Source organism: Streptomyces sp. NPDC051569 (assembly GCF_044454085.1).
Taxonomy (GTDB): Bacteria; Actinomycetota; Actinomycetes; order Streptomycetales; family Streptomycetaceae; genus Streptomyces.
The window spans coordinates 382,131-403,142 of sequence record NZ_JBITDJ010000001.1 but is presented as its reverse complement, the minus strand read 5'-3'; the positions used below and the strand labels follow the sequence as shown (position 1 = coordinate 403,142).

Below are 21,012 nucleotides of genomic sequence, written 5' to 3'. Positions count from 1 at the left end.
TGTCCCCTCGCTCCGCTGCTGATGCCGCGGTCACCGTACCGGCAGCCGGGGCGGCGTGTCCGCGTCGCGGACGACGGCGAGCCGCTGGGTGGCCCGGGTGAGCGCCACGTACAGGTCGTTGGTGCCGCGCGGAGTGCCGTCCAGGATCGCCTCCGGGTCGACCACGACGACCGTGTCGAATTCGAGGCCCTTAGCCTGCCGGGCGTTCAGCAGGACCACGTGACGCGTCAGGTCCGGGGCGGGCCCCCAGGAGGCGTCGGGGAGCTGGGACGCGAGGGCGGGCAGCAGGGTCGCCGGGGCGATCACGGCGAGGCGCCCCTCGTCCGGGTGGTCTGCCCGGTAGGCGGACACCAGCCCGGCCGCCGTACGCGCCAGATCGGCCTGCGGTACGGAGCGTACGACCGGGCCCGTGCCCGTGGACCGTACGGACTTCGGCGGCTCGAAGAGCGGATCCGTCAGCCGCCGTACCCCGGCCGCGACCTCCATGATCTCGGCGGGGGTGCGGTAGTTGACGCCGAGCCTCGCCAGCTCCCAGCGCTCACCGACGTACGGCTGGAGGATCTGCTGCCAGGAGTCGCTGCCCGCCGCGTCGCCGGTCTGCGCGGGGTCGCCCACCAGGGTCATGGAGCGGCTCGGGCAGCGGCGCATCAGCAGCCGCCAGGCCATGGCGGACAGTTCCTGCGCCTCGTCCACGACGATGTGCCCGAAGGCCCAGGTGCGGTCGGCGGCGGCGCGTTCGGCGGCGCTGCGGGTGTCGGCCTCCTCCTGCCGGTCGGCGAACCGCTCCGCGTCGATGATGTCGTGCGCGGCGAGGATCTCCGAGTCCCCCTCGTCCTCGAACTCGTAGGTCTCCGAGCCGGCCGAGAGGTCGAGGACGCCCTGCGCGTAGTCGACCTGCCGCCGGCGCTCCGCCTCGGCGGCGGCGCGGGCCGCGCTGTCGTCCTCCCCGAGCAGTTCGGCCGCCTCGTCCAGCAGCGGTACGTCGGCCGGGGTCCACGCGCCGCCGGGCGCGCGACGGATCAGCTCGGCGTCGGCGTCCGGCAGCCGGCCGGGATCGGCGAGGAAGTCCGTGATCAGCCGCTGCGGGGTGAGCAGCGGCCAGTACACGTCGATCGCTTCGTGCACGGCGGGGCTGGTGGCGATCTCCTTGCCGAGCTGCGCGATGTCGTCGGGACCGAGCAGATTGGGACCGCCGTACGGGTCCGCGCCGATGCGCTCGGCGAGCTGCGACGTCAGGGCGTCGATGATCTGGAACGAGAAGTAGGGGCGGGCGAGGTTGTGCGGCAGCCCGGTCTGGCGGGCCGCCGCGCGGGCGTCCTCGGCCATCGCACGCTCCAGCAGCAGCGTCCCGTGGTAGTCGTGGTGGATCTCCTCGGCGGGGTCGGGCACGGTCTGCCGGTCCCGGAGCACCCCGGCGAGCGCCTCGGCCATGTCGGCCCGGCCCTTGATCTCGGCCGCCGCCGGGGTGTCCGTCCCGGTGGCCCGTACCCCGGGGAACAGCTCCCCGGTCGTCGCGAGCAGCACCCCCGTCTCGCCGAGCGAGGGCAGCACCTCGCCGATGTAGCCGAGGAAGGCGGGGTTGGGGCCGACGATCAGTACGGCGCGGCGGGCGAGCTGCTCGCGGAACGCGTAGAGCAGATACGCCGCCCGGTGCAGCGCGACGGCGGTCTTGCCGGTGCCGGGGCCGCCCTCGACGACCAGCACCCCGTGGTGCGGTGCGCGGATGATGCGGTCCTGCTCGGCCTGGATGGTCTGGACGATGTCGCTCATCCGGCCGGTCCGCGCGGAATTCAGCGCGGAGAGCAGGACGGCGTCGCCGTCCGGGTCCTCGTAGCCGGTACGCGTGGTGTCGGTAAGGTCCATGATCTCGTCGTGGAGCGCGGTGACGCGGCGCTCCCGCGTGGTGATGTGCCGGCGCCGTCGCAGCCCCATCGGGGTGAATCCGGTGGCGAGATAAAACGGCCGGGCGACGGGAGCACGCCAGTCGATGAGCAGCGGGGTGCGGTCGGCGTCGTCCTGCCGCATTCCGATCCGCCCGATGTGATGGATCCCTCCGTCGCCGAGATCACTTTCTCCGACATCGATCCTGCCGAAACAGAGACCGGCCTCCACGGCATTGAGCGAGGAGATCCGGCCGGACTGTTCCGCCACGCTGATATCACGCTCGACTCGCGCCTGTCGACCGGTGCTGACCTGGCCGATCGACGCCTGGACAGCCGTCTCCGCCTGCTCTCTGAGAGCGTCGAGACGCTCGTAGAGAGCGGAAACGAATTGCTGCTCGTTCCGCAATTCCTCGGTTGACAATTCAGCCCCTGTTCGATACGCTGTGCGGAGTTGGACGACTCTCGCTCAATATGTTGAGCGAGCACGGAAACAACCAATATACGCGGAGAATGACCCCGGCCGTCAATTCGGATCCGGGGCTTTTTTGTGCGCTCTTCGCGGAAGAGCGGGGCTCATCCGGGCGGCGGCGCGGTCGCGTGTCCGCCGATTCACCGGCACGTCCGCCGTCGTTGTCCGGCGCCGAGGCGAGGATCACCCGGGGGATCACCCACCTCCGAAGCCGGACAAAAACCCATGGGGCGGGACCGGGAACAGCACTAGAGTCACCCCGATATGCCTGCGACGAGGGGGACTTCATGACCGATGACCACGACGGCGTGGTCATGTACTGGCGGCCGGGCTGCACGTACTGCGTCAAACTGCGCCTCAGCCTGCTCTTCACCCCGCTGCGGTTCACCAAGGTGAACATCTGGCGGGACCCGGACGCGGCGGCGTTCGTCCGGTCGGTCGCGAACGGGTACGAGACCGTACCGACGGTGACCGTGGCCGGGAAGGCACTGGTGAACCCGTCGCGGCGGAAGCTGCTGGAGGCGGTCAGGGCCGATGCCCCGCAGGCGCTCGGCCGATCGAACGCCGAGAAGTGATCTTGGATTTCCGCGTTCTGCCTCGGCCCGTGTCACCGCCGAAAGCGACGAGCGCGACCGCCGACGCCGCCGTTGATCGGCGCGCGTCAGGGGCGCGTGGCCCTGACGCGTACTCAGCGGGGATGTCACCGTTTCGGAAGCAGTGTCGGCAGGCGGGTTCCGGGAGATGACCATGGGCGGTTCGATCGTCTGGGTGAACGGTCCCTTCGGGGGTGGCAAGACCACGCTGGTCGAGGAGTTGAGCGAGCGCCTGCCCGAAGCACTGGTCTACGACCCGGAGCTGGTCGGCTACGTGGTCCGGGAAATCGTGCCGGTGCCGACGGGAGACTTTCAGGACCTGGCGGTCTGGCGCCGGTCGGTGATGGATCTGGGGCTGCGACTCATCGATGAGTAGGACCGACAGCTCCTGGTGCCGATGACATTGGTGAATCCGGACTACCTGCGGGAGATCCATGGTGACCCCGGAGTGCGGGCACGGAGGTGCAGCACTTCTTCCTGGAGGTGTCCGCCGATGTCCTGAGGGCACGGATCGACGCTCAGACCTTCACACCGGACGATCCGGAGCATGACGCCCGCACACGGATCTGGCGCAAGGACCAGATCGCCCGGTGCGAGGCGGCGATCCCTTTGCTGCCGGCGGACACGGTGAGTCTGGACGGAGAGCTGCCCATTGAGGAACTCGCCACTCGGGTGCTGGAGCAGATCAAGGCGCCGCCCCAGGGCTGAGGCCGGGAGGCATCTCACGTCCCGGCCTGCTGTCAGGCTGCCGCGACCAGCCGTCGGCGCTTCGATCGGAGGGAATACTGAAGCTTCCCAGGTGGTCGGCAGAGCATGTGGTCCGGCGCACCCTTCTATGCCTCGACTGATGCGGCCGATCTGGCGGCCTGCTCGATCTTCGCGCGGTAGGCGGTGCGGGCGTCCTCATCGATCTGCATCTCGTGTTCGGGGCGCATCCCGGTTCGGCCGTCCACGCCTTCGCGCAGGATGTCGGCGTGCCCGGCATGCCGGTTGGTCTCGCCGAGGACGTGGACCAAGATGGCGAACAGGTTCGTGTTGGTATAAGGCTCCGGCCACCACGGCACATGGCCGGGGCCATCCAGGGCAAGCTCGTCGATCGTCGCGTCCGAGTGTTCCCACGTGCGTCGGTAGGACTCGATGATCTGATCGCGCCCCTCGTCCGCAGCCGCCCACAGATCGCTGCCATCGTGGTCCTGCCACCGAGGCAGCGGTTCTGGGGACGGCCGGTCGAAGACCTCGCCCAAATATCTGGCCTCGACGCCGGCCACGTGTTTGACCAGGCCGAGGAGGTTGGTCCCGGTCACTGTCAAAGGTCGGCGGGCGTCGTATTCGGACAGGCCGTCGAGCTTCCAGAGCAGCGCCTTGCGGTCCCGCCGCAGTCTCCCGTGCAGGGCGCCCTTCGCGAATTCATCGATCATGCGGCATGAGCCTGCCATGTGCTACCCGTGGCCTCAATCCCGTACATGGATCGCAACGACCGGCAGTACCGAAGTCTGGCCGTGGCCACCGCCCCCGAGCTACTGAAGAAGCTCGCGGAACTTGTCACGTGAGACAACCTCTTGACTTGCCAACGCCCAAGTATCCGATAGATGGCGCCCACGGCGGAGGCGACGTTGCCGATCGTGCCGGGGACCAGTAGTCGTAAACGTTGGCGCTGCCGACAGGGTCGGCGTCGGTCTGCAGGAACGGGCCCGGTTCGGGGCTGTAGAGGCGGGCGCCCATGAGGATAACTCCGTCCAAAGCCTCACCGGAGCGCTGTTCGCCGCCGAGCCGGCCGTAGCGTTGCGGTGCCTGACCGTCGGGTGGGGACGCCGAACTCGTCGTAGAGCAGCACCTTCGGTGCGGTCGTCACCGTGTCGAGGGTGAAACCACGTCGCCGTGGAGGCTTCGCCCTGACCTGAGTTCCACGGACTCCGCGCGCCCCAGTGGGACGGCTGGCGGTGCAGGCGCAGTCAGCGTCCCGGCGGGGTGCTCGTACACATCGGTCTCCGCCCCTGCTTCTGCGGAGAGTTCGCCGACCGCCGCAACCGGGACGAGGTGGTGATCCGTCCGGGCTATCTCGACGGCCGGTGGACGGAGGCGTCCCGTGCGGACGGAGCCGTACGGTCCAAGGCCGGCGCCGCGCACCTTCCGCTGCCCGACCTTCTGCACGCCTTCCTCGACGCGGGGCTGACGCTGGAGCGCATCGCCGAGCACGGCACGCCGACCCCGGTCGTCCTGGCGGTCAGGGTACGAAAGCCCGGCTGAGGGCACGCTGACATCTACGGGCCCGGAGACGATATGTCTTCCGGATTTCCGCAGGGGCGCCGGTGGCCTTCCCGCGCGGACTTGCCATGAGGAGGCGGCTTGCCCCGTCCGGCCGGCCGGTGTCCGGGTGTGGCCCTGAGAGGACAACGCGGCTGTGGGCCGCCCCGAGACGGGCGGCCCACGGATTCCTCCGCCTAAGGGCGGGGGGCGTCGAGGTCGTTGGCGGTGAGGGCGTCGACGAAGGTGGTCCATGCGTCGCCGGTCAGAATGAAGGCGGATCCGCCGGGGAACTTGGAGGCTGGGTGGGGAGACCGTACGACGCACAGACTCCGGGGCCATCTGCGACTGCTCCTGCGCCAGGACGTCGGCGACACCGACTCCGACCGCGCGCGGGAGACTCACCGGGACGCCTACCGGCTGCTCGACCGCCACAGGCAGCCCGGCGCGAATACCCCACCCGGCTACGCCGACGACCACATGCGTGACCTCGCATCGGCCACCCGCGCGTTCGCCGCCCTCCACCGACTCCGCCTCGAAGCAGTCGAAATGAGCCTCGGCAAGAGGAGGAAGCCCCCGCCCCATGAACCCCCTCCTGGAGCAGGCCCTTCATGCCCTCGCGGTCACCGTCATCAGCGGCTCCCTCGTACTGGCCGTCCGGCGCGGCTACTGAGAGGCGACGGCCCCCTCCGAGGGAGCGCTCCCGGCCCGCGGGCCGGCGGGCGGGTCGCGCGGCGGTGGAACGGGGCGACCAGGGGCGGCGGGGCGGCCCAGCCGACCCCGCCACCAACCCGGCGCGGAAAGTGAGGGACCCGTTCGGGTTTGTCCGTGCGCGGCCGCTCGTCGGAGGGATGCAGCACGAGAATCCTTCACACTCTGTTCCATCGCCGCTACTGTTCGTGTCTGTGCCGTGGGGATGTGCCCGCGGCACAGACACGAAGGGCCATCACCGCATGACCAGAACCCGCAGGTCCCTCACCGTCCGGGCGTCGCTCGCGGCTGCCGCCGCGTTCGCCGCCACCCTGTCCGTGTTCGGCTCGACCCCGGCCGCGCAGGCCGCCGACAGCCCGGCCACCGTCAGCCGGGCGCCGAGTTATGTGGCACTGGGCGACTCGTACAGCGCCAATGTCTTCGTCCGGCCCTGGGAGGACAACGACGGCTGCGGCCGTTCCTTCCGTAACTACCCCCATCAGGTGGCCGAGGAGCTGGGCCTTCGCCTGACCGACGTGACCTGCGGCGCGGCCGAGGTGTGGGACGGCATCCTGGGTCCGCAGCCGTCCGCGAAACTGCTCGGGCCACCGTCCGTACCCCCCGAGGGCGGCTGGCCGGAGAAGCGTCCGCAGATCGACTCCGTCCACCACGACACCGACTACGTGAGCGTCGGCATCGGCGGGAACACGCTCGGATTCGGCGCGCTCGTCACCCAGTGCCTGGAGCGCGGCCTCTCCACGCTCGGCTTCGGCACTCCGTGCACGAACTACTACACGGAAGGGGAGGGACGGGAGTGGCTGGCCGGCAAGTTCGCCCAACTCGACCATGAGTACGGCGAGATGATGTCGGCGATCCGGAACCGGGCGCCGCGCGCCAAGGTCCTGGTCGTCGGCTACCCGGCCATCGTGCCGCACAACAGCGGCTGCTCCTGGGGAGTCTGGCGCCAGCTCGGCACCGTCGCCAAGGGGGACATGCCCTGGCTGGACAGCGTGGAGCGCGAGCTCAACGGCCTGATCGACCGGCAGGCCGCCGAGCACGGCGCGATCTATGTCGACACGTACGAGTCCAGCGTCGACCACGGGCTGTGCGCGCCCGCCGGGGAACGCTGGATGTACGGGGTCAGGGACGACCTCACCGGGAACGGCGACCAGACGGACTCGCCGCCCTCCGAGCTGTGCCGCCAGCTCCCCGGCAACGGTGAAGCGTGCACCTTCGTGCACCCCAACGCCTCCGGTGCGGACAACCAGGCCCGCCGGCTCCGGGCCGCCTTCGACAGCCTCCGGGTGACAGCGCGGCCGACGGGCTGACCCAAGATCGCAACAGAGCGTTCTCCGTGTGGCCGGCGGTGCGACAGCGTCCGCCGGCCACACTTCCGTCAACTCTCCTTCTATGAAGCGGCGTTGGGAGGTAGGCCGCTGTACGCTGCGGGAGCATGGACGCGAAACCCAGCCCGGGACAGAGCCCGCACGACGTCGAGACGTGCGGCTGCGACTCCTGTCAGCTCTTCCGCTACCAGCGGCAGTACGGACCCGCGCCAGGCCCGGGGAAGGTACCGCCGCCTCCGCCCGGACCGCCGCCCGGATACGGGCCTCAGCAGGCCGCCGTGGCGAACGAGCGGACACTCGCCGCGCTGGCGCACTGGTCACCCCTCGTGGTGGCGTTCCTCTTCGCGCTGTTCCTCCCTCTGCCGTTCCCGGCCCTCTTCTGCTTCATCCCGCCCCTCGTCCTGATGCTCACGGCGAGGACCGACTTCCTGCGGGACCAGTCCTGTGAGTCGCTGAACTTCCAGCTCACCGTGCTGATCCCGTCGATCCTCTTCGGGCTGATCCCCGGCATCGGATTCGTCCTGGCCCTGCTGCTGTTCGTGGGCTGCCTGATCCTGCAGATCCTGGCGGCGGTCGCGGCCTCCCGGGGTGAGTGGCACCGCTATCCGGTGTGCGTCCGTCTCGTGAAGCCGGGGCCCGCGCAGGGGTGACGGCGGCGGTACGCCGGACCTCGGTCGCGAGCCGGGCGGGCTGTGTCAGCCGGCGCCCAGCCCGGCCAGGTAGCGCGGGACCCGCTCCGGGTCCCGCGTCGCCATGCCGATGTAGCCGTCCGGGCGGACGACGAAGAGGCCCGTGCCGAGTTCCTTCCCGGCGAGGGGGCCCTCCGCCCGGTGGACCCGTACGCCCGCCGGGACGCGGGGCGGGTCGCAGTCCACGGCGAGCACGGCGAGATCCGGCCCCGCGAGGAGGTCGTAGAGCCGGCGGGGCGCTCCGTCCGCCGTGGGCCAGAGCATGTCGGGGACCCGGTCCCCCGCCTGGACGGACTCCTCGGGCAGCCGGGGCCGTGTTTCGTCGGTGACCGGGGATTCGCGGTAGGTGTACGACAGTTGGTGGGTCACCCGGCCGCGCCTGCGGGCGTCCGCGCTGCCGCCGTCGGGGTCGCGGCCCGCCCGGTAGAGCTGGGTGCTCAGTTCCAGGACGGCGACGGCGACGGGCCGCCGTTCCGCCTCGTAACTGTCGAGCAGCGCGGGCGGCGCGCCGTGGCGCAGGACCTGGCCGAGCTTCCAGCCGAGGTTGTACGCGTCCTGGACCCCGATGTTGAGCCCCTGGCCCCCGCCGGGCGGGTGTACGTGCGCGGAGTCCCCGGCCAGGAAGACGCGGCCGTCCCGGAAGCGTTCGGCGAGCGCGGTGCGCGGCTGGTAGTGCGAGGCCCAGAGGACTTCGGTGATGGCGTCGGCGGCCAGGTGGCTGCGGGCGGCGACGGTCCGGCGTACCCAGTCCAGGGTGGGCTCCGGCCTCCTGCCGTCCGGGAACGCGTCGTCCGTATGGACGGACAGCTGGAAGTCATCGGTGCCGGGCAGCGGACAGAGCGCCATCGTGCCGCCCGGCGCCTCGGGCCAGATGTGCCAGCCGTCGCGGTCCAGGCCCGTCAGCCGTACGTCGGCCACCAGGGCCGAGCGCAGCGGCTGCGGGGCGCCCGTCATCCGGATGCCCAGGACCTCGCGGGTGGTGCTGCGTCCGCCGTCGGCGCCGACGAGATACGCGGCGGTGACCGTACGGGTCCGGCCGTCGTCCGCCGTCAGCCCGGCCTCGACGTGGTCGGCGGTCCTGGTCAGGGAGACGAGCCGGGTACCGAACTCCACGCGGCCGCCGAGCGCGCGCAGCCGGTCGTACAGGATCCGCTGGGTGCGCCACTGCGGGAGCATCCACGGGAGCGCGTACCGCGAGGCGGGCGCGCCGGGGTCCTCCTCGATCAGTGGCCACCGGCCCAGTCGTCGCCCGTCCCGCCAGGTCTGCATCGGTGGGAAGGGGGCGCCCGCGGCCCGTACGGCGTCGATGACGCCGAGGTCCTCGAAGACTTCCTGGGTACGGGGTTGCAGGCCCTTGCCGCGTGAGCCCGGGAAGAGCCGGCCGGCGCGCTCGACCACGAGGGGGACCAGACCGCGGCGGGCCAGGTCGCACGCGAGGGTGAGGCCGGTCGGCCCGGCGCCGACGACGAGAACATCCGTGCTGCGGCCGGCCCGAGGACGTCCCGTCCGACTCCGGGAGGGTTCGTTTGGCATGAATCAGGCATATCACCGAAAGAATGGAGGTACCCATCTGAGAGCCCGCCCCCTCCCCCCACTTGGCCGGACGGCCGCACGCGCCCCGTCCGTCCCGTCCTGGAGTACGCGATGACCGAAATCGGCGAGACCGAGACCGAGGCCAAGGCCGAGCCAGCAGCCGCGACCGGGACAGCGACCGGTGCCGGGACCGTGACCGGTGCCGGGGCGGTCAGCTGTCCGTTCGATTTCAGCGAGGGCCTGGAGTTCGACCCCTCGCTCGCGGATCTGATGTCCCGGGGACCTGTCAGCCGGATCCGGCTGCCCTACGGGGACGAAGCCGCCTGGCTGGTCACCGGGTTCGAGGGGATCCGGCAGGTGACCACCGAGGCGCGGCTGAGCCGCGCGGGGGTCGTCGGCCGGGACTATCCGCGCATGACCCCGGAGCCGATCGTGTCCGCCGAGTCGGTCAATGTGCTGGATCCGCCGCACAGCACGCGCCTGCGCCGTCTCGCCTCACAGGCGTTCACCAAGCGTCATGTGGAACGGATGAGGCCCGCCGTCGCGGGTGTCGCCGGCAGGCTGCTCGACGCCATGGAGGAGCACGGCCCACCCGCGGACCTGGCCCGGCATCTGTCGCTGCCCCTGCCGGAGGAGACCATCTGCGAGCTGCTGGGCGTCGCGCCGGCCGACCGGGAACGACTCCAGCGGTGTACGCACCAGCTGCTGGCCACCGCCCCCGACCGGCGCGAGGCGGCGGTGGCGGCCAAACGGGAGCTGCTCGCGTACTTCCGGGAGCTGACCGAGGAGCGGCGGCGCGCTCCGGGTGACGACCTGATCAGCACCCTGGCGGCGGCGCGGGAGGGGGATGACGTCCTCGGGGACCAGGAGCTGGCCGTCATGGCCCTGACTCTCATGCTGAGCGGCAACGACACGGCGACCTGCGAGATCAGCGACATCGTCTACACCCTGCTCACCCGGCCGGCGCTCCTGGAGCGGGTCCGCAGCCGCCCGGAGACGCTGCCCCGGGTACTGGACGAACTCCTGCGCCACATCCCGTTCCGCAAGGGTGTCGGCATTCCGCGCCTCGCCACCGAGGACGTGGAGATCGCCGGGGTGACGATCCGTCAGGGCGAGTACGTCCATGTCTCGTACCTGACGGCCAATCGCGACCCGGCGCGGTTCGACGACCCCGACGCCCTCGATCCGGACCGGCCCGCCACTCCGCACATGACGTTCGGCTGGGGCAACCACCGCTGTATCGCCGTCCCGCTGGCGATGGCGGAGCTGGAGATCGCGATCGGGATGCTGCTCGCGCGCTTCCCCGGGCTGCGGCTGGCGGTGCCGGCCGAGGAGCTGACGTGGGACACCGAGACGATCCGGCGCTTTCCGAACGAGCTGCCGGTGGCCTGGTAGGCGCCGTCCGGCCGCCGCGGGCAGGACCGGGCCGCGACGCACAGGACCGGCCCGTGCGGAGTGGTCTCCGTACGGGCCGGTCCTGTGCGGCTCGGGGTGAGGGGGAGGTCAGACCCCGGCCTTGTCGAGGCCGCGCGGCGGCGCGGTCTGCTCCGGCGCCTCCTCTGCGGGCGCGCCGTGGCCGTCGTTGAGCAGGGTCGTCTCGTCGAACGGGAACTGACCGGCCAGCACCTGGCCCACCCGCTCCTTGTCGATCTCCTTCGTCCAGGTGCCGACCAGGACCGTGGCGACCGCGTTGCCCGCGAAGTTGGTCATGGCACGCGCCTCACTCATGAAGCGGTCGATACCGACGATCAGGCCGACGCCGTCGACCAGGTCGGGGCGGTGCGACTGGAGGCCGCCGGCCAGCGTCGCGAGGCCCGCGCCCGTGACGCCCGCCGCGCCCTTGGACGCGATGATCATGAAGACGAGGAGCGAGATCTGCTCACTGACCGAGAGCGGATTGCCCATGGACTCGGCGATGAAGAGCGAGGACATCGTCAGATAGATGGCCGTGCCGTCCAGGTTGAACGAGTAGCCGGTCGGGACGGTGATACCGACGACGGGCTTGCTGACACCCAGGTGCTCCATCTTCGCCATGAGTCGCGGCAGCGCCGACTCGGACGAGGAGGTGGACAGGATCAGCAGGAACTCGCGGCCCAGGTACTTGAGCAGCGCGAACAGATTGACGCCGGCGATCAGCCGCAGCAGCCCGCCCAGGATGACGAAGACGAAGATCGCACAGGTGACGTAGAAGCCGATCATGATGACCGCGAGCGACTTCAGGGCGTCGATGCCCGTCTCGCCGACGACGGCGGCCATGGCGCCGAAGGCGCCGACCGGTGCGGCCCACATGATCATGGCGAGCATCCGGAAGACGAGGCGCTGGATGTGCCCGATGCCCCGCAGCACCGGTTCACCCGCCGACCCCATCGCCTGGAGCGCGAAGCCCGCGAGCAACGCGACGAGCAGCGTCTGCAGAACCGTGCCCGAGGTGAACGCCGACACCATCGTCGTCGGGATGACGCTGAGCAGGAAGTCCGGCAGGGACGCGCTCGCGCCCTCCGCCTGGGCGGCTCCCGCGCCGCGTGTGGCTTCGGTCAGGTGGAGGCCGGAGCCGGGCTCCAGGATGTTGCCGACGACGAGGCCGATGGCCAGCGCGACGGTCGACATCACGAGGAAGTAGCCGAGGGCGAGCCCGCCGACCGCGCCGACCTTGGCGGCCTTCCTGACGGATCCGACGCCCAGCACGATCGAACAGAAGATGATGGGCGAGATCATCATCTTGATGAGGTTCACGAAGCCGGTGCCGAGCGGCTTCAGCTCGACGGCCACACCGGGGGCGGCGAAGCCCACCAGAATGCCGAGCGCCACGGCTACGATCACCGCTATGTACAGATAATGGGTACGGTCCCGCCTTGCGGCCACGGGTCCTCCTTGACTCGTCCCTGCAAGCCCCCCGTCCCTGTCCCGAGGGGTCCCGGCGACTATCCACCAGCCTGTGACGCCGGTCACCCTTACGTTCATTTAGTTCATACGAATCCGGCCAGGCAGACTGGGACCATGCCCCGCATACCGCACCCGCGCAGCCTCGCCGCCCAGCTCTTCGCGATGCAAGTGGTGCTGGTGGCGGCCGTGGTGGCGGGGTGCGCGCTCTTCACGTACGTCACAAGCCGTTCCCAGGCGAACGAGACCGCACGCAGGCAGGTTCAGGCCACCGCACGGGCGATGGCCGATTCGCCGTCCGTGCGTGAGGCGATCCGTACGGACCACCCGACGACTCTGCTCCAGCCGTACGCGGAGAAGGTACGGGTCGACACGGGGGTCGACTTCGTCACGATCATGAACCCGCGGGGGATCCGCTGGACACACCCGGATCCCCGGCAGATAGGGATGCCGTTCCTGGGGCGCACGGCCCCGGCGCTGCGCGGCGCCACCTTCACGGAGACGTACACCGGCACGCTCGGCCCGTCGGTGCGGGCCGTGACGCCGGTCAGGGACGGGCACGGCGGGATCGTCGGGCTGCTCAGCGTGGGGATCACCGTGGACCGGATCTCCACACAGGTCACCGAGCAGCTGCGGGTGCTCGCCCTGGCGGCGGGCGCGGCGCTGGTGCTCGGCGGACTGGGGACGTACGTGATCAACGCGCGGCTGCGCCGGCACACGCACGGCATGAACGCGGCGGAACTGAGCCGGATGCACGACTACCACGAGGCCGCTCTGCACGCTGTGCGCGAGGGGTTGCTCATGCTCGACGGGCAGCGCAGGATCGCCCTGATGAACGACGGCGGCCGGGAGCTCCTCGGCCTCGACGACTGCGCGGTCGGCCGCCCGGTCCCGGAACTCGGGCTGCCCGCTTCGCTGGTCGGCGCCCTGCTCGCGTCGGAGCCGCGCGTCGACGAGGTGCACATGACCGCCGACCGGATCGTGGTGGTCAACACCCGTCCGGTGGTCGGCGGTGAGCAGCGCGGCACGGTCATCACCCTGCGCGACCACACCGAACTCCAGGCGCTGTCAGGCGAGTTGGACTCGGAACGGGGTTTCACCCAGGCGCTGCGCTCGCAGGCTCACGAGGCGGCCAACCGGCTGCACACCGTGGTCTCGCTGATCGAACTGGGGCGGGTGGACGAGGCGGTGGAGTTCGCGACGGCCGAACTGGAGCTGTCCCAGGCGCTCACGGACCGCGTGGTCGGCGCGGTCGCCGAGCCGGTGCTCGCGGCCCTGCTGCTAGGGAAGGCGGCGCAGGCGAACGAGCGCGGGGTGGAGCTGGTGCTCGCCGACGACAGCCGTATCGACGACGGGGTCCTGCCCGGGGCGCTGCCGGCGCGCGACCTGGTGACCATCCTGGGCAACCTGATCGACAACGCGGTGGACGCCGCCCAGGGAGGCGTCCACGGCCCGGGCGCCGCCCGGGTGACCGTCACCGCGCTCGTCTCCGGCGGCGAACTGGTCCTGGGCGTGAGGGACACCGGGGCCGGGGTCGACCCCGGGGACATGGACGCGGTGTTCCGGCGCGGCTGGTCGACCCGGGGACCTGGGCGCGGGCTCGGCCTGGCACTGGTCCGGCAGGCCGTGCACCGGGCCGGCGGGACGGTGGAGGTGGCGCGGGGCCCCGGGGGCGGCGCGGAGTTCACCGTACGGCTGCCTTCGGCGGAGACGTGCGGCGCGGCCGTGGAGGCCGGGCCGTGAGCGCTGCCATCCGGGTCCTCGTCGTCGAGGACGACCCGGTCGCCGCCGACGCCCACGAGCTGTACGTGGGCCGGGTCCCCGGCTTCACCGTCGTGGGCGTCGCCCACTCGCGCGCGGAGGCCGGCCGGGTCCTGGAACGTACGGGCGTCGACCTGATCCTCCTCGACCTGTACCTCCCGGACGGCCATGGCCTCCAGCTGCTGCGCGGCCTGCGGGCCGCCGGGCATCAGGCCGATGTCATCGCCGTCACCTCGGCGCGCGATCTCACGGTGGTGCGGGAGGGCGTGTCCCTCGGAGTCGTCCAGTACGTCCTGAAGCCCTTCACCTTCGCCACGCTGCGCGACCGGCTCGTCCGGTACGCGGAGTTCCGGGGGGCGGCCGGGGAGGCGAGCGGTCAGGAGGAGGTGGACCGGGCACTCGGCGCGCTGCGCGCTCCGCAGCCGTCCTCGCTGCCGAAGGGGCTGAGCGCGCCGACGCTGGAGGCGGTGACGCGCGCGCTGCGCTCGTGCGCCACGGGACTGACGGCGGCGGAGGCGGGGCTCCGGGTCGGCGCCTCCCGTATTACGGCGCGGCGCTACCTGGAACATCTGGTGACAAATGGCAGAGCCGAGCGCAGCCCGCAGTACGGGCAGGTCGGCCGCCCGGAGCTGCAATACCGCTGGATTCGCACGCCGCACTGAAAAAGCACCGTTGCACAGGGTGCATTTTCGGACGCAATTCTCTCCATGAATATGGCCGGAGCGTGAAGAAGGTGTGAGCGCAATAGTCGATCGGAAATTCTTCCGTGCACAAGGATTGACCTTGCTCTTGGGCCGGTCCTAACGTCGCCGGGCAGCTTCCCTGCTGCTCAGAGGAGGTCTCCGACGATGCGCCCGACTGCCCCACTGATCCTCGTAGCCGCCCTTGCCGCCGGTTCCCTCACGGCGTGCGGCAGCGGTTCCGGCAGTGACCCGAACACCCTCAGGGTGGCTTACAACCGCTCTACCGATAACCAGATCCGTCTCCGGGACAAGCATCTGGAATCCATCAAGAAGCAGTTCGAGAAGGAGCACCCCGGCAAGAAGGTCGAGCTCCTTCCGATCCAGGCCTCGGATGACGATTACGCCACCAAGGCGCAGCAGATGATGCGGTCACCGAAAACCGCACCGGATCTCGTCTACGAGGACACCTTCCGCATCAATTCCGATATCCAGGCCGGATATCTGCGCCCGCTGGACGACTATCTGGCGAAGTGGGACGCCTGGAGCCAGTTCGACGACACGGCGAAGGCGGCGTCGAAGGCCGAGGACGGCAAGACGTACGCCGTGCCGGACGGCACGGACACGCGCGGGCTCTGGTTCAACAAGAAGATCTTCGCCAAGGCCGGACTGCCGGCCGACTGGCAGCCCACGAGCTGGGAAGACGTGCTGGACGCGGCCCGCCTCATCAAGCGGAAGGTCCCCGGCGTCATCCCGATGAACATCTACACCGGGAAGGGCGCGGGCGAGCGGGCGGTGATGCAGGGCTTCGAGATGCTGCTCTACGGCACCGGCGAGGACCCGCTCTACAACCCCTCCGCGAAGAAGTGGGTCTCGGGCAGCAAGGGTTTCCAGGACGCGCTGGGCTTCGTCCAAACGGTGTACGGGGAGAAACTCGGCCCCGACGTCACCGACGCCCTCGACCCGAATATCAATACGAAGGTCGCCACGGAATGGCTCCCGGAGGGCAAGCTCGCGATGTCCCTGGAGGGGTCGTGGATGGGCCAGAACTGGGTCAAGGGCGCCGCGAAGGAATGGCCGGCCTGGAGCACGGAGCTGGGGCAGGCCGCGATGCCGACGCAGAACGGGCAGGCGCCCGGCAAGGTGTCGATGTCGGGCGGCTGGACCTGGGCGATGCCGGCGAAGTCCAAGAACTCCGATCTGGCCTGGGAGTTCATCACGACGCTGCAAACCCCTGACAACGCTGCCACGTGGGCCGTCGCCGACGCGCAGATCGCCGTACGCAAGGACGTGGCGGCCGATCCCCGCTACCTGAAGTCGGTGCCGGGCATCACCTTCTTCACCGGGCTCGTCCAGTACACCCACTACCGGCCCGCACTGCCCGTCTATCCGCAGGTCTCGACGGCGATCAGCGAGGCGATGGAGAGCGTGACCACCGGTGACAGCTCGCCGGCGAAGGCCGCCAAGGGGTACGACGAGCAGCTGAAGAACATCGTCGACAACGCGGGCGGCGCCGAATGAGTGCGCTCAACGCGGCGGCCCCGGCGGAATCCGGCGCCCGCGCGTCCTCGGACGGATCACCGGGGGGCTCGTCCGGCTCATCGTCGGGCGGGGCGGCGGGACGTCAGCAGGGGCGGGTGTGGCGCTGGCTGCCGCTCGCCCCGGCGACCGCCCTGCTGCTGCTCTTCCTGGGCGGCCCCATCGTGTACTGCGTCTGGATCGCCTTCACCAACATGCAGTTGACCGGTTCGTCGACCGTGGACTTCGTCGGCCTCGCGAACTTCCGCCGGGCCTTCGCCGACGAGAACTTCCGCAACGCCGTCTGGCTGACGATCGTCTTCACCATCCTCTCGTCCATCCTCGGACAGAACACCCTGGGGCTCGGGCTGGCCGGGCTGATGCGGACCGCGTCCCGGCCGGTCCGCACCCTCACCGGCATACTCGTGATCGCCGCCTGGGTGCTGCCCGAGATCGTCGCGGCGTTCCTGCTGTACGCCTTCTTCCGCCGCGAGGGAACGCTGAACGCCGTCCTGGACTGGCTCCATCTGCCCTCCCAGAACTGGCTGTTCACGCTGCCCATCCTGGCGGTGTCGTTCGCCAACGTCTGGCGCGGGACAGCCTTCTCCATGCTGATCTACTCGGCGGCCCTCTCGGAGATCCCGAAGGAGATCACGGAGGCGGCGGAGGTCGACGGGGCGAACGGAGTGCGCCGGATCTGGCACATCACCCTGCCGATGATCCGCCGCTCGATCGGCACGAACCTGATGCTGAACACCCTCTCCACGCTCTCCGTCTTCGGGCTGATCTGGGCGATGACACGAGGCGGTCCCGGCAACCGCAGCCAGACCCTGCCGGTGTTCATGTACGACCAGGCGTTCCTGAAGAGCCTGATGGGATACGGCACGGCGGTCGCGCTGCTGCTGCTGATCGTCGGCGCGCTCTTCTCGCTGGTCTATCTGCGGCTGATGAAGGTGGAAGTCTGATGAATCGTCAGGTCCGGGCGCGCCTCGCGTCGGATGCCTCTCTGCTGGTGATCGCCGCCGCCTTCGCCGTGCCGCTGATCTGGCTGGTGCTCGCCTCGGTCGACACCAGCGCCGATCTGCGCGTGCGGATGCCCTCGTCGCTGACCACGGACAACTTCAGCGCGGTCCTCACCGACGAGATCACCTTCACGCCGATGCTCAACAGCCTGCTGCTGTGCGGCAGTGCGACCCTGCTGACGGTGGTATGCGCGGCGCTGGCCGCCTACCCGCTCTCGCGTTACAAGTCGCGTTTCAACCGCCCGTATCTGCTGACGATCCTCTTCACGACCTGCCTGCCGATCACCGCGATCATGGTGCCGGTGTACGGGCTGTTCGTGCAGGTCAATCTCGTGGACACGATGTACGGCACGGCGCTCTTCCTGGCCACCTCCCAACTCCCCTTCTCCATATGGCTGATGAAGAACTTCATGGACGGGGTGCCCACGGTCCTGGAGGAGGCGGCCTGGATGGACGGGGCCTCGAACTTCCAGGCCCTGACCCGGGTGGTACTGCCGCTGATGGGACCGGGACTGACGGTGGTGACGATCTACACGTTCATCCACCTCTGGGGGAACTTCTTCGTCCCGTACATGCTGCTGCTGACCCCCGAGCAACTGCCCGCCTCGGTCTCGATCTTCAACTTCTTCGGCAACTACGGCTCGGTGATCTACGGCCAGCTCGCGGCGTTCTCGATCCTCTACTCGGCGCCGGTACTGGTCCTGTACATCCTCATCTCACGCCGCCTGGGCGGCGGCTTCGCCCTGGGTGGCGCGGTCAAGGGCTGAACCGGCCGGTCGATGTCGCGTGAGCCCGTCCCCCCGTGAACGCCGGACGCCGGGGCGGGCCGCGCACCACTCCTCGAAATACCTCAGGACGACGACCTCCACAAGCCCAAAGTCCTTTCTGTGCAAGGGGATTGACCTTCGCCCCGGAGCGGTCCTACGGTCACCGGGCAGCAGCCCCCACGCTGCTCAGAGGAGGTCGTCGACCCGTGCGCCCCACCGCCCCACTGATGCTCGTCGCCGTCCTGGCCGCCGGTTCCCTCACCGCGTGCGGCAGCGGTTCCGGCAGCGACCCGGATACCGTCAGGGTCGCCTACAACCGCTCCACCGACAGCAAGATCCGCTTCAAGGACGGCTATCTGGAGTCGGTGAAGAAGCAGTTCGAGAAGGAGCACCCGGGCAAGAAGGTCGAGCTCCTTCCGATCCAGGCGCCGGACAACGACTACGCCACCAAGGCGGAGCAGATGATGCGGTCCCCGAAGACCGCGCCGGACCTGGTCTACGAGGACACGTTCCGTATCAATGCCGACATCAAGGCCGGATATCTGCGCCCGCTGGACGGCTATCTGGCGAAGTGGGACACCTGGGACCAGTTCGTCGACACGGCGAAAGGGGCCGCGAAGGCCGAGGACGGCAAGACGTACGCCGTGCCGGACGGCACCGACACCCGTGGACTGTGGTTCAACAAGAAGATCTTCGCCAAGGCCGGACTGCCGGCCGACTGGCAGCCCAGGACCTGGGCGGAGGTGCTGGACGCGGCCCGCGTCATCAAGCGGAAGGTGCCCGGCGTCATCCCACTGAACGTCTACACCGGCAAGGGCCCCGGCGAGGCCGCCGTGATGCAGGGCTTCGAGATGCTGGTCTACGGCACCGGCGAGGACCCGCTCTACGACCCCTCCGCGAAGAAGTGGGTGGGGGGCGACAAGGGTTTCCAGGACGCGCTGGGCTTTGTCCGGACGGTGTACGGGGAGAAGCTCGGGCCCGACGTGTCCGACGCCCTCGATCCGAACGTCGGCTCGACGGTCGCCACGCAGTGGTTCCCGGAGGGCAAGCTGGCGATCTCCCTGGACGGCTCGTGGATGGGCCAGAACTGGATCAACAACGGTCCGAGGCAGTGGCCCGACTGGTCGAAGGATCTCGCGCAGGCGGCGATGCCGACGCGGGACGGGCAGGCGCCCGGCACGGTGTCGATGTCGGGCGGCTGGACCTGGGCGATCCCCGCCAAATCCAAGAACCCTGATCTGGCCTGGGAGTTCATCGAGACGCTGCAGACGAAGGAGAACGCCGTCGAGTGGGACGTCGTCGACGCGCAGATCGCCGTACGCAAGGACGTGGCGGCCGATCCCCGGTATCTGAAGTCGATGCCGGGCATCACCTTCTTCACCGGGCTCGTCCAGTACACCCACTACCGGCCCGCACTGCCCGTCTATCCGCAGGTCTCGACGGCGATCGGCGAGGCGATGGAGAAGGTGACGACGGGTGACAGCACCCCGGCGCGGGCGGCACGGGACTACGACGAGCAGCTGAAGACCATCGTCGCCGACGCGGGCGCGGGAGGGTGACCGGGCCGGAGCGTGAACGGGCCGGAAGGTAACCGCGCAGGACGGCGACCACGCAGGACGGCGACCACGCAGGACGGCGAGGGCCCCGGGTACGGCCGTGGATTCCGCGACCGCACCCGGGGCCCTCGCCCTGCCCGTGCCCCTGCCGTCACTCGCGGCCGACGGGCCGTCAGAAGACCGACTCGGCCTCGTGCATCCGGTCCTCCGGGACCGTCTTGAGCTGGGTGACCGCCTCCGCGAGCGGCACCATCTCGACCGCCGTGCCGCGCAGCGCCGTCATCCGGCCGAACTCCTGGCGGTGCACCGCCTCCACCGCGTGCCAGCCGAAGCGGGTCGCGAGCACCCTGTCGTACGCCGTGGGGGTGCCACCGCGCTGGACGTGACCGAGGATGACCGGCCTGGCCTCCTTGCCGAGCCGCCGCTCCAGCTCCGCGGCGAGTACGTTGCCGATGCCCCGGAAGCGCTCGTGCCCGAACTGGTCGATCTCGCCCTTGCCGTACTCCATCGTGCCCTGCACCGGGTGCGCGCCCTCGGCGACGCAGATGACCGCGAACTTCTTGCCGCGCGAGAAACGCGCCTCGACCATCTTCACCAGACTGTCGACCTCGAAGGGCCGCTCAGGCAGGCAGATGCCGTGGGCACCGCCGGCCATGCCGGACTCCAGCGCGATCCAGCCCGCGTGCCGGCCCATGACCTCGACGACCATCACCCGCTGGTGGGATTCGGCGGTGGTCTTGAGGCGGTCGATGGCCTCGGTGGCGACGGTGACGGCGGTGTCGAACCCGAACGTACGGTCGGTGGAGTAGATGTCGTTGTCGATGGTCTTCGGCACACCCACGACGGGCATCCCCGCGTCGGAGAGCAGCCGGGCCGCGGTCAGCGTGCCTTCGCCGCCGATCGGGATGAGCGCGTCGATGCCGTAACGGTGGGCCAACTCGGCGCAGTTCTCGGCCGCTTCACGCAGCCGGCCGCGCTCCAGCCGGGCCGAGCCGAGGATCGTACCGCCCCGGGCGAGGATGCCGCTGACAGCGTTGAGGTCCAGTTCGCGGAAGTGCCCGTCGAGCAGACCCTTGAATCCGTCCTCGAAGCCGATGACTTCGTCCCCGTAGCCGGTCAGAGCCCGGTGCACGACCGACCGGATCACTGCGTTCAGGCCAGGACAGTCGCCGCCTGCGGTGAGAACTCCGATACGCATCGTGCTGTGTCTCCTGCTCGCTAGTGCCGTGCTTCTCCGGAAGGCGGGCCGTCGGCCGCCCACACATGAGCCGTGTCCGATCCTCCCATGGTCGGCCACGGCCGTGTGCCCCCCTGTCCGTTCCGCGGGACAGGGGACCTGGGCCGGGGCTGCGAGCCGTCACGGGCCGCCCGCCGCCCAGGG

At 70.0% G+C, this 21,012-nt stretch carries 19 protein-coding genes; 14 read left to right on the top strand and 5 right to left on the bottom strand.

What is annotated here, in order from left to right; translation table 11 throughout:
• Positions 1-30: 30 nt before the first annotated feature.
• On the bottom strand, positions 31-2,025 hold the full coding sequence (locus ACIBAE_RS01755; RefSeq protein ID WP_399281756.1) for a HelD family protein: 1,995 nt from the start codon (positions 2,023-2,025) through the stop codon (positions 31-33).
• 18 nt (positions 2,026-2,043) lie between these two features.
• Here ACIBAE_RS01755 and ACIBAE_RS01750 point away from each other — a divergent pair, with 18 nt between their 5' ends.
• The 4 genes from ACIBAE_RS01750 (at position 2,044) to ACIBAE_RS01735 (ending at position 3,653) form a co-directional block, all read left to right on the top strand.
• Entirely contained in the window at positions 2,044-2,301 is a 258-nt protein-coding gene (locus ACIBAE_RS01750) for a hypothetical protein (RefSeq protein WP_399281755.1), read from the top strand.
• 338 nt (positions 2,302-2,639) lie between these two features.
• The gene (locus ACIBAE_RS01745; RefSeq protein ID WP_399281754.1) at positions 2,640-2,927 is read left to right on the top strand and encodes a glutaredoxin domain-containing protein; all 288 of its coding nucleotides are present in this window, start codon (positions 2,640-2,642) and stop codon (positions 2,925-2,927) included.
• A 172-nt stretch (positions 2,928-3,099) separates the two neighbouring features.
• On the top strand, positions 3,100-3,321 hold the full coding sequence (locus ACIBAE_RS01740; RefSeq protein ID WP_399281753.1) for a hypothetical protein: 222 nt from the start codon (positions 3,100-3,102) through the stop codon (positions 3,319-3,321).
• An 86-nt stretch (positions 3,322-3,407) separates the two neighbouring features.
• Positions 3,408-3,653, top strand: coding sequence for a hypothetical protein (locus ACIBAE_RS01735; RefSeq protein WP_399281752.1), 246 nt, complete (start codon positions 3,408-3,410; stop codon positions 3,651-3,653).
• Positions 3,654-3,778: 125 nt separating this feature from the next.
• On the opposite strand, the gene ACIBAE_RS01730 is transcribed toward ACIBAE_RS01735, so the two are convergent.
• Positions 3,779-4,363: a DinB family protein gene (locus ACIBAE_RS01730; RefSeq protein ID WP_399281751.1), complete on the bottom strand. Its 585-nt coding sequence runs from the start codon at positions 4,361-4,363 to the stop codon at positions 3,779-3,781.
• Between the two features lie 550 nt (positions 4,364-4,913).
• Here ACIBAE_RS01730 and ACIBAE_RS01725 point away from each other — a divergent pair.
• From ACIBAE_RS01725 to ACIBAE_RS01715, 3 genes are all read left to right on the top strand, one after another.
• Positions 4,914-5,192 (top strand): hypothetical protein, encoded by a 279-nt coding sequence (locus ACIBAE_RS01725; protein ID WP_399281750.1) that lies wholly within the window; start codon positions 4,914-4,916, stop codon positions 5,190-5,192.
• A gap of 950 nt (positions 5,193-6,142) precedes the next feature.
• The gene (locus ACIBAE_RS01720; protein ID WP_399281749.1) at positions 6,143-7,207 is read left to right on the top strand and encodes an SGNH/GDSL hydrolase family protein; all 1,065 of its coding nucleotides are present in this window, start codon (positions 6,143-6,145) and stop codon (positions 7,205-7,207) included.
• A 125-nt stretch (positions 7,208-7,332) separates the two neighbouring features.
• Positions 7,333-7,875, top strand: a complete 543-nt coding sequence (locus ACIBAE_RS01715; RefSeq protein WP_399281747.1) for a DUF4870 domain-containing protein — start codon at positions 7,333-7,335, stop codon at positions 7,873-7,875.
• 45 nt (positions 7,876-7,920) lie between these two features.
• Here ACIBAE_RS01715 and ACIBAE_RS01710 read toward each other — a convergent pair whose 3' ends face one another.
• A complete protein-coding gene (locus tag ACIBAE_RS01710; RefSeq protein WP_399281746.1) occupies positions 7,921-9,447 on the bottom strand; it encodes an FAD-dependent monooxygenase in 1,527 nt (508 codons plus the stop codon).
• A gap of 111 nt (positions 9,448-9,558) precedes the next feature.
• Between ACIBAE_RS01710 and ACIBAE_RS01705 the strand changes: the two genes are divergently transcribed.
• Entirely contained in the window at positions 9,559-10,842 is a 1,284-nt protein-coding gene (locus tag ACIBAE_RS01705) for a cytochrome P450 (protein ID WP_399281745.1), read from the top strand.
• A 108-nt stretch (positions 10,843-10,950) separates the two neighbouring features.
• Here the strand turns inward: ACIBAE_RS01705 and ACIBAE_RS01700 are convergent, their stop codons facing one another.
• Positions 10,951-12,309, bottom strand: coding sequence for a cation:dicarboxylate symporter family transporter (locus ACIBAE_RS01700; protein WP_399281744.1), 1,359 nt, complete (start codon positions 12,307-12,309; stop codon positions 10,951-10,953).
• 135 nt (positions 12,310-12,444) lie between these two features.
• Between ACIBAE_RS01700 and ACIBAE_RS01695 the strand changes: the two genes are divergently transcribed.
• The 6 genes from ACIBAE_RS01695 (at position 12,445) to ACIBAE_RS01670 (ending at position 19,634) form a co-directional block, all read left to right on the top strand.
• Positions 12,445-14,070, top strand: coding sequence for an ATP-binding protein (locus tag ACIBAE_RS01695; protein ID WP_399281743.1), 1,626 nt, complete (start codon positions 12,445-12,447; stop codon positions 14,068-14,070).
• A complete protein-coding gene (locus ACIBAE_RS01690; RefSeq protein WP_399281742.1) occupies positions 14,067-14,750 on the top strand; it encodes a response regulator in 684 nt (227 codons plus the stop codon). Before ACIBAE_RS01695 ends, ACIBAE_RS01690 begins: the two co-directional genes overlap by 4 nt.
• A gap of 186 nt (positions 14,751-14,936) precedes the next feature.
• Positions 14,937-16,289 carry an extracellular solute-binding protein gene (locus ACIBAE_RS01685; RefSeq protein ID WP_399281741.1) on the top strand — a complete coding sequence of 451 codons (1,353 nt, stop codon included), beginning with the start codon at positions 14,937-14,939 and terminating at the stop codon, positions 16,287-16,289.
• On the top strand, positions 16,286-17,251 hold the full coding sequence (locus ACIBAE_RS01680) for a carbohydrate ABC transporter permease (RefSeq protein ID WP_399281740.1): 966 nt from the start codon (positions 16,286-16,288) through the stop codon (positions 17,249-17,251). Before ACIBAE_RS01685 ends, ACIBAE_RS01680 begins: the two co-directional genes overlap by 4 nt.
• A complete protein-coding gene (locus tag ACIBAE_RS01675; protein WP_399281739.1) occupies positions 17,251-18,075 on the top strand; it encodes a carbohydrate ABC transporter permease in 825 nt (274 codons plus the stop codon). Before ACIBAE_RS01680 ends, ACIBAE_RS01675 begins: the two co-directional genes overlap by 1 nt.
• 227 nt (positions 18,076-18,302) lie before the next feature.
• On the top strand, positions 18,303-19,634 hold the full coding sequence (locus ACIBAE_RS01670) for an ABC transporter substrate-binding protein (protein WP_399281993.1): 1,332 nt from the start codon (positions 18,303-18,305) through the stop codon (positions 19,632-19,634).
• A gap of 169 nt (positions 19,635-19,803) precedes the next feature.
• Here ACIBAE_RS01670 and ACIBAE_RS01665 read toward each other — a convergent pair whose 3' ends face one another.
• Positions 19,804-20,829 (bottom strand): ATP-dependent 6-phosphofructokinase, encoded by a 1,026-nt coding sequence (locus tag ACIBAE_RS01665; RefSeq protein ID WP_399281738.1) that lies wholly within the window; start codon positions 20,827-20,829, stop codon positions 19,804-19,806.
• Positions 20,830-21,012: the final 183 nt, after the last annotated feature.

What these genes read in the sequence shown, in the direction of transcription:
- ACIBAE_RS01740 (WP_399281753.1), top strand. Translation starts at nt 3,100, where the DNA reads ATGGGCGGTTCGATCGTCTGGGTGAACGGTCCCTTCGGGGGTGGCAAG.
- ACIBAE_RS01730 (WP_399281751.1), bottom strand. Translation starts at nt 4,363, where the DNA reads ATGATCGATGAATTCGCGAAGGGCGCCCTGCACGGGAGACTGCGGCGG.
- ACIBAE_RS01720 (WP_399281749.1), top strand. Translation starts at nt 6,143, where the DNA reads ATGACCAGAACCCGCAGGTCCCTCACCGTCCGGGCGTCGCTCGCGGCT.
- ACIBAE_RS01715 (WP_399281747.1), top strand. Translation starts at nt 7,333, where the DNA reads ATGGACGCGAAACCCAGCCCGGGACAGAGCCCGCACGACGTCGAGACG.
- ACIBAE_RS01680 (WP_399281740.1), top strand. Translation starts at nt 16,286, where the DNA reads ATGAGTGCGCTCAACGCGGCGGCCCCGGCGGAATCCGGCGCCCGCGCG.
- ACIBAE_RS01665 (WP_399281738.1), bottom strand. Translation starts at nt 20,829, where the DNA reads ATGCGTATCGGAGTTCTCACCGCAGGCGGCGACTGTCCTGGCCTGAAC.
- ACIBAE_RS01750 (WP_399281755.1), top strand. Translation starts at nt 2,044, where the DNA reads ATGGATCCCTCCGTCGCCGAGATCACTTTCTCCGACATCGATCCTGCC.
- ACIBAE_RS01745 (WP_399281754.1), top strand. Translation starts at nt 2,640, where the DNA reads ATGACCGATGACCACGACGGCGTGGTCATGTACTGGCGGCCGGGCTGC.
- ACIBAE_RS01710 (WP_399281746.1), bottom strand. Translation starts at nt 9,447, where the DNA reads ATGCCAAACGAACCCTCCCGGAGTCGGACGGGACGTCCTCGGGCCGGC.
- ACIBAE_RS01675 (WP_399281739.1), top strand. Translation starts at nt 17,251, where the DNA reads ATGAATCGTCAGGTCCGGGCGCGCCTCGCGTCGGATGCCTCTCTGCTG.
- ACIBAE_RS01670 (WP_399281993.1), top strand. Translation starts at nt 18,303, where the DNA reads ATGCTCGTCGCCGTCCTGGCCGCCGGTTCCCTCACCGCGTGCGGCAGC.
- ACIBAE_RS01685 (WP_399281741.1), top strand. Translation starts at nt 14,937, where the DNA reads ATGCGCCCGACTGCCCCACTGATCCTCGTAGCCGCCCTTGCCGCCGGT.
- ACIBAE_RS01705 (WP_399281745.1), top strand. Translation starts at nt 9,559, where the DNA reads ATGACCGAAATCGGCGAGACCGAGACCGAGGCCAAGGCCGAGCCAGCA.
- ACIBAE_RS01695 (WP_399281743.1), top strand. Translation starts at nt 12,445, where the DNA reads ATGCCCCGCATACCGCACCCGCGCAGCCTCGCCGCCCAGCTCTTCGCG.
- ACIBAE_RS01755 (WP_399281756.1), bottom strand. Translation starts at nt 2,025, where the DNA reads ATGCGGCAGGACGACGCCGACCGCACCCCGCTGCTCATCGACTGGCGT.